We start from the raw sequence: 6,167 nt of genomic DNA, 5'->3' as shown, positions 1-6,167 counted from the left end.
CTCCCGCCCCGGAATGACAGCACCAGGCCCAACGAAAAAGGCCCCGGAAATCCGGGGCCTCGATCTCGTCAGCGCGGCTAAAGCTTAGCGCGAATAGAATTCGACAATCAGATGCGGCTCCATCTGCACGGCGAACGGGACGTCCGACAGCAGGGGGATGCGGATGAACTTGGCGGTCATCTTGCCGTGGTCGGTCTCGACGTAATCCGGGGTGTCGCGTTCGCCGAGCGTCGAAGCTTCGAGCACGAAAGCGAGCTGCTTGGAGGATTCCTTGATCTCGACGAGGTCGCCGACCTTCACCTTGTAGGAGGCGATGTTGACGCGCTTGCCGTTCACCTTGATGTGGCCGTGGTTGATGAACTGACGGGCCGCGAACATGGTGGCGACGAACTTGGCGCGATACACCACGGTGTCGAGGCGGCGCTCGAGCAGGCCGATCAGGTTTTCACCGGTGTCGCCCTTCATGCGGCCGGCTTCCACGTAGATGGAGTGGAACTGGCGCTCGGAAATGTTGGCGTAATAGCCCTTCAGCTTCTGCTTGGCGCGCAGCTGCACGCCGAAGTCGGAGAGCTTGCCCTTGCGGCGCTGGCCGTGCTGGCCGGGGCCGTATTCGCGCTTGTTGACCGGAGACTTGGGACGACCCCAAATGTTCTGGCCCATGCGGCGGTCGATTTTGTATTTAGCTTCACTACGCTTGGTCATCGCGTCCTCGATGGTTGTGTGGATGAGGAAACGCGCCCTCCTGTGCCCCGGAGAATTCCGGTGCCGACAGGTTCATTCCCAAGCTGGGAGGAGAACCACGGGTGCGAAACGCAACGCGGGCCGAAAACGGCCCGCGAGCAAGCGGGGTTCTAGGGGGTGGGGCCGGTTATGTCAATTGAAAGCCGATTTTCCGAGAATCGCAGCACAGGCCGCCAATCCGACGTGAAATTACAGCAAAACAGCCTGCCGTATGGACCGTTCTTCGTCTGTTCGAGGTCCGCGGTACATTGACAAGGTGTGAGCGACACGTGCGGCGGCCGGAGATGGCAGGCTCAGGGAAGCAGTCCGCTGACCCGATAGGCCGAAATGATCTCCTCGAAAACGGAGACGTCGCCACGACTATGGGCGATCAGTTGAGCGCCCGAAACCGCAGCAAAAATGGCGCGCGCCCGGCGCGCGGTCTCATCGGGTTTTGCACGTGCGTCCAGCATCAGCACCCGCGCGATCCAGCGCTCATTCATTTCGCCCCACTTGACGACTTCCGATCGAACGTCGTCCGGGAGTTCATTGCGCTCGGCTGACAATATCCCTGCCAGGCACATCCGATTGCCGTTTCGCAGCGTGTTGGCGAAAACGTCGGTGTAGCGCGCCATGCATGTCTTGAGATCCTGTCCCTGCGTGAGCAGCTCCTCGAAATATTGAGCAAAGTGCGAGGTATAGCGACTGGTAATCGCGCTACCCAGCTCGCCCTTCGTCGCGAAATAGTAGTGGATACTGGCGCTCTTGATACCGACGTCCTTCGCCAGTTCGCGAAAGCTGAGGCCGCTATAGCCGAGATCCTGCACGGTCAACCGCGCCGCCTCCATGATCCGTTCCTTGGTATCGGTCGACATCATCATCCTCAGTTTTTACCTGACGATAGATAGGTGTTGACAGCGCGAAAGGGAAGGCTTATTCATCGCCCCGCACCTACCTGACGTCAGGTAGAAATTTTGGTCTCACCGTTTCATCCTAAGGAAAATAATCTTATGTCAGCCAGGCTCAACCTCTTCACCTCGCCTTCGGCCTTTCCCAACCCGCAGCGTCTGCGCCTCTTCATGCACGAGAAAGGCATCGCCGATCAGTTCGACGAGCGCATCTACGACATGAGCCCGGTCGGCGAGCAGCGGCAGTGGCCCCATCTGAAGATGAACCCGTGGGGTGAGACGCCGACCCTCAAACTCCCGGATGGCAGCTTCATCGCCGAGACCGACGCGATTGCCCGCTATCTCGACCAGTCGATGCCGGGGCGGAAGATCATGGGGGCAAACGCGCTGGAGCAGGGCCTCGACACCATGTGGGGGAATCGCATCTGGGTGCATATCCTCTACCGGATCGTCACGGCCTTTCATGTGCTGCATCAGGGTCTCGGGCCGAAGCTCGAACTGACCACCAATCATGCCTGGGGCGAACATTGTCGCAAGGAAGCGCTGGCGCATACGGCGCTCGTCAATCAGCACCTGTCCGACGGACGCGATTGGTTGCTTGGCGGCGATGCGCCCACTTTCGCGGACATGACGATGGCAGTTGCGATCGCGTTTTCCAAGTTTCCCGTGAACGCAACTCCGCTGGATGAGCGCTTCGAGCACGTCGATGCATTCTGGAAGCGCTGGCAAACCCGGCCTGCCTTCCAGGCCGCCTATGCCGATCGCAACAGCGGCGTGCCAGAGATCGACAAGCGCTGACCTCCCAAGGGAGCGGCTTGTTCTCCGGAAAAAGCCGCTCCGCCCTTACGCTGTTATCGACGGCCGTTGCCAAGTCCGAATTGACATCAACTCTCATAAAAGGAAATCACCATGCCCTTCGCACGTATCGACCTGATCCAGGGAAAGACTCCGGAGTACCGCGCCGCCGTGGCCGACATCGTCTACAAGGGCATTGTCGATGTCCTGAAGGCACCGGATGGCGACCGCTTCGTCGTTATCAGCGAGCATACTCCTGATAACCTGATCTACGATCCTAACTTTCTCGGGTGGAGCCGGTCGGCCGATTTTCTCCTTATCCAGGTGACCAGCACTGTCGGAAATAACAAGGAGTCGAAGCTTGCCTTCTTTCGCTACATTGCCGACCAGTTGAAAGAGAAGCTGTCCGTTCGCCCCGACGACATCATGATCAATATGGTCTACGTTGATCGCTCGGACTGGTCGTTCGGCAATGGCGAACCCTGGAATTAAAGATTTCAGAGCATCGACGGCAGCTTCGACGCTAGACATCCGAGGCGCGCTGATCCTGCGGAACTCCGCACGCGGCTTATAGCCTGCTTGCCACGATGGATGCTGCCGCCATATTCAGCGGCGGCGGCAGCTTTTCGCAGGCCGCGGTCTGCCACATTGCCGCGCTTGTCGAAGCCGGGAACGTGACGATCACCGCCTGATCCCCTCGAAACCAGCCGCGATTCCCCGCTGGAACAGCGACCAGTCGAAGCCCAGCGCGATCAGCACGTAGCCGCGGTCGATCATCGCATTGCCCATCTCCGCATTGAGCGCCGCGCCGCCCAGCGGAACACCTGACTTCAGGATGCCGGCCTCGGCTTTCTGCACCAGCGCCTGCACCTCGGGATCGCCCGGCTGGCCGCGCTTGCCGATCGAGGTGGCGAGGTCGCCGATGCCGATCACGGCGATGTCGATGCCATCAACCGCCATGATCTCGTCGATTCGGTTCACCGCATCGACATGCTCGATGGTGATCATGCAGATCATGTCGTCGTCGATCCCGGCCATATAATCCGGCATCGAGATGCCCCAGCGGAACGGCGCGTGAAACGGCCCCCACAGCCGCTCGCCATCAGGCGGATAGCGCACGCTGCGCACCGCCTTGCGCGCATCGTCGGCACTACAGACCATCGGAAAGTTGATGCCCATGGCGCCGAGATCCATCGGCGCCTTGGCGAGCCAGGGTTCGTTCGAAGCGATCCGCACCAGCGGCACGCAGGGCGTGCCGGCGGTGGCGGTGATCATCGCGTGCGCCATGCCGAGGTCGATCGGGCCGTGTTCGCAATCGACGATGATCCAGTCCATGCCGGACTGCGCCATGATCTGTACGGTGGGCAAAGACGGGATGGTGGCAATCGCCCCGAAGGTGGGGCGTCCCTCGCGCCATTGCTGCTTGAGGCGATGAAATGGCGCGGGGGACGTCATGGGCCGCGATGCATCCTGTGGCGTGAGCTCTATTTGGGCGCCGGTGTCGCCACCGGCTTGCCGTCCTCGACGACGTAGACTGCCATGATCTTCAAGCCCTTGTCGCTGGCCTTGACGTCATGCGGGATGCCGGCCGGGACCGCATAGGAATCGCCGACCTTCAGCACCTTGTCGGGCTGGCCTTCGATCAGCAGGGTGGCCTCGCCATCGAGCACGTAGCCGGTATCGACGCCGGGATGAGTGTGACGCCCGGCGAGCACGCCGGGACCGATCTCGGCGATCACGGTGACGATATGGTAGCCGGCCGGAAACTTGATGTCCTGCAGCGGCGTGCGCTTGATGCCCTGCGCGGAGGCGGCGCCGATGCCGGCCGCCGTGGCGATGGTCAGGCCGAGAAGCAGTGTCTTGAGCGGGGTGGACTTGAGCATGTGGTTTCTCCCTGCGCCGTTCTCGTTGTCGGAACGGCCGGCAAGGAGGCTAGCAGCGAGGCGGGAAAGGGCAATCCTGCTTTGGGATCCGATGGGTCCGCGGCGACGCTAGGCGTGATGCACGGCCGCGGCGCCGAAGAACGGCGCCAGCGCCGCGGCCATCGCATGCGGCCGCCCGGAGGTGAACAGCATTTGCGCCGCCGGCGCCGTTGCCGTGGCATCGCCCGGGCCGAGCAGCTCGACCACCCGCCGCGCGATTGCCGGCGCCGGATCGATCCACGTCACCGGCCACGGCGCCAGCGCCATGAAGCGCGCCAGCAGCAGTGGGTAATGCGTGCAGGCGAGCACCACGGTGTCGGTTCGCCCTGCCGCGCCGCGATCGACGAAGCAGGGCGCGATCTCGGCAAGAAGGTCGGCATCGTCGATGCTGCCGCCGCCCAGCTCGGCTTCGGCCATCGAGGCAAGGTCGGCCGATCCCACCAGGGTGACATCGCATCCACCGGCAAAATCCGCGATCAGCGTCCGCGTATATTCGCGCTTCACGGTACCTGACGTGCCCAATACCGAGACCCGCTTCGAGACCGAGCGCGCGCAGGCCGGCTTGATCGCCGGCACGGTGCCGACGAACGGCACCGGCCAGGCCCGCCGCAGATGCCCCATCACCAGCGTAGAGGCGGTGTTGCAGGCGATCACCACCAGGTCCGGCGCATGCGCGGCGATCAGCTCGCCGATCACCGGCACCACACGGGCGACGATGGCGTCCTCGCTGTGCTGGCCATAGGGAAAGAACGCATCGTCGGCGGCATAGACATAGCGCGCATCCGGCCGCGCGCGCACGATCTCGCGCAGCACGGTGAGGCCGCCGAGGCCGGAGTCGAACACGAGAATGGTGGGTATGTGGGACACGGATTCACTGTTGCCGAAGTGGGTTACTTTTGGGTTGCTGGTCGTTCCCCGGACGCTGCGCACCGCGTCGGGACACGAGGTGTCAGTCTGGAGCTATTCCAGCCTTCTTCGCGGCTTTCCGAGGGCGGGGCTGTTGCGGCGGTGCCGAACGCGTGGCCTCTAGAGGTCTTTAGACCCGTTCGAAGGTGCCCGATGCTGCGCAACACCACCGCCCGCTGGGGCAGCCTGTCCCGTGGACTTCACTGGGTCCTCGGCCTCGCGATCATCTTCATGCTGGCCTATGGCTGGTGGTTCAACCACCTCGCGCCGCGGCCGGATCGCTTCTTCCACCGCTCGATCCATGCGGATATCGGCTACCTCATCCTGCTGCTGATGGCGGCCCGGCTGATCTGGCGCGCCGTCAACCCGGTGCCGGCGCCGCCGGCGGGATCGCCGCGCTGGGAGCGCGTGCTGGCAAAGGCCAACCACTGGTCGCTGTACGGCGTAACGCTATTGGTGGCGCTGCTCGGCTGGGCTCATTCCGGGGCGCACAAGCCGGATTATGCGAGTTTCTTCGGCTGGTTCCGGGTGCCGCAATTCACCTCGCCAGACAAGGCCAAGGCCGATTTCTACGAGGACCTGCACATCTACGCTGCCTATCTGCTAATCGCGCTGGTGACGATCCACATACTCGCGGCGCTGGTTCATCACTTCGTGCGCGACGACGACGTGGTGGCGCGGATGACGACAGGGGAGAGCAAATAGCGGCGCGCTGCGTTCCCCGGACGCGATGCAGCACGAAGTGCTGCTTCGCAGATCGGTCCCCCGGTTACTTGCGAAAAGCAATCGGGATCCCTGTGTAGTTTTGATCTGTCATGATGGGCTGCGGGCGGTATGCCGTTGGGTCCCTGGTCGCGAAGACCGTGAGCCGGCCTGGCACCCGCCCGCTTCTGCACCACCCAAACCTGAACAGTTG

General features: G+C 62.7%; 8 protein-coding genes. 3 read left to right on the top strand and 5 right to left on the bottom strand.

Features of this window, described 5'->3' with window-relative positions; genetic code table 11:
• Window positions 1-84: 84 nt before the first annotated feature.
• Both rpsD and JWR89_RS25215 read right to left on the bottom strand, forming a co-directional pair.
• On the bottom strand, window positions 85-702 hold the full coding sequence (gene rpsD / locus JWR89_RS25220) for a 30S ribosomal protein S4 (RefSeq protein WP_299720930.1): 618 nt from the start codon (window positions 700-702) through the stop codon (window positions 85-87).
• A 332-nt stretch (window positions 703-1,034) separates the two neighbouring features.
• On the bottom strand, window positions 1,035-1,601 hold the full coding sequence (locus JWR89_RS25215) for a TetR/AcrR family transcriptional regulator (protein WP_366143013.1): 567 nt from the start codon (window positions 1,599-1,601) through the stop codon (window positions 1,035-1,037).
• Between the two features lie 129 nt (window positions 1,602-1,730).
• Here JWR89_RS25215 and JWR89_RS25210 point away from each other — a divergent pair, with 129 nt between their 5' ends.
• Both JWR89_RS25210 and JWR89_RS25205 read left to right on the top strand, forming a co-directional pair.
• Window positions 1,731-2,426 carry a glutathione S-transferase N-terminal domain-containing protein gene (locus JWR89_RS25210; protein ID WP_299720929.1) on the top strand — a complete coding sequence of 232 codons (696 nt, stop codon included), beginning with the start codon at window positions 1,731-1,733 and terminating at the stop codon, window positions 2,424-2,426.
• A 111-nt stretch (window positions 2,427-2,537) separates the two neighbouring features.
• Window positions 2,538-2,915: a tautomerase family protein gene (locus tag JWR89_RS25205; RefSeq protein WP_299720928.1), complete on the top strand. Its 378-nt coding sequence runs from the start codon at window positions 2,538-2,540 to the stop codon at window positions 2,913-2,915.
• A 189-nt stretch (window positions 2,916-3,104) separates the two neighbouring features.
• On the opposite strand, the gene JWR89_RS25200 is transcribed toward JWR89_RS25205, so the two are convergent.
• The 3 genes from JWR89_RS25200 to murI all read right to left on the bottom strand — a co-directional run bounded on the left by JWR89_RS25200 (window position 3,105) and on the right by murI (window position 5,212).
• Window positions 3,105-3,878, bottom strand: a complete 774-nt coding sequence (locus tag JWR89_RS25200) for an aldolase/citrate lyase family protein (RefSeq protein WP_299720927.1) — start codon at window positions 3,876-3,878, stop codon at window positions 3,105-3,107.
• Between the two features lie 29 nt (window positions 3,879-3,907).
• Complete coding sequence (locus JWR89_RS25195) at window positions 3,908-4,306, bottom strand: cupin domain-containing protein (protein WP_299720926.1); 399 nt, start codon at window positions 4,304-4,306, stop codon at window positions 3,908-3,910.
• A 108-nt stretch (window positions 4,307-4,414) separates the two neighbouring features.
• Complete coding sequence (gene murI / locus JWR89_RS25190) at window positions 4,415-5,212, bottom strand: glutamate racemase (protein ID WP_299720925.1); 798 nt, start codon at window positions 5,210-5,212, stop codon at window positions 4,415-4,417.
• A gap of 192 nt (window positions 5,213-5,404) precedes the next feature.
• Here murI and JWR89_RS25185 point away from each other — a divergent pair, with 192 nt between their 5' ends.
• Window positions 5,405-5,956, top strand: a complete 552-nt coding sequence (locus JWR89_RS25185; RefSeq protein ID WP_299720924.1) for a cytochrome b — start codon at window positions 5,405-5,407, stop codon at window positions 5,954-5,956.
• Window positions 5,957-6,167 lie beyond the last annotated feature (211 nt).

Source organism: Tardiphaga sp. (assembly GCF_028290785.1).
GTDB lineage: Bacteria > Pseudomonadota > Alphaproteobacteria > Rhizobiales > Xanthobacteraceae > Tardiphaga.
This window is presented reverse-complemented; position numbering and strand designations above follow the sequence as displayed.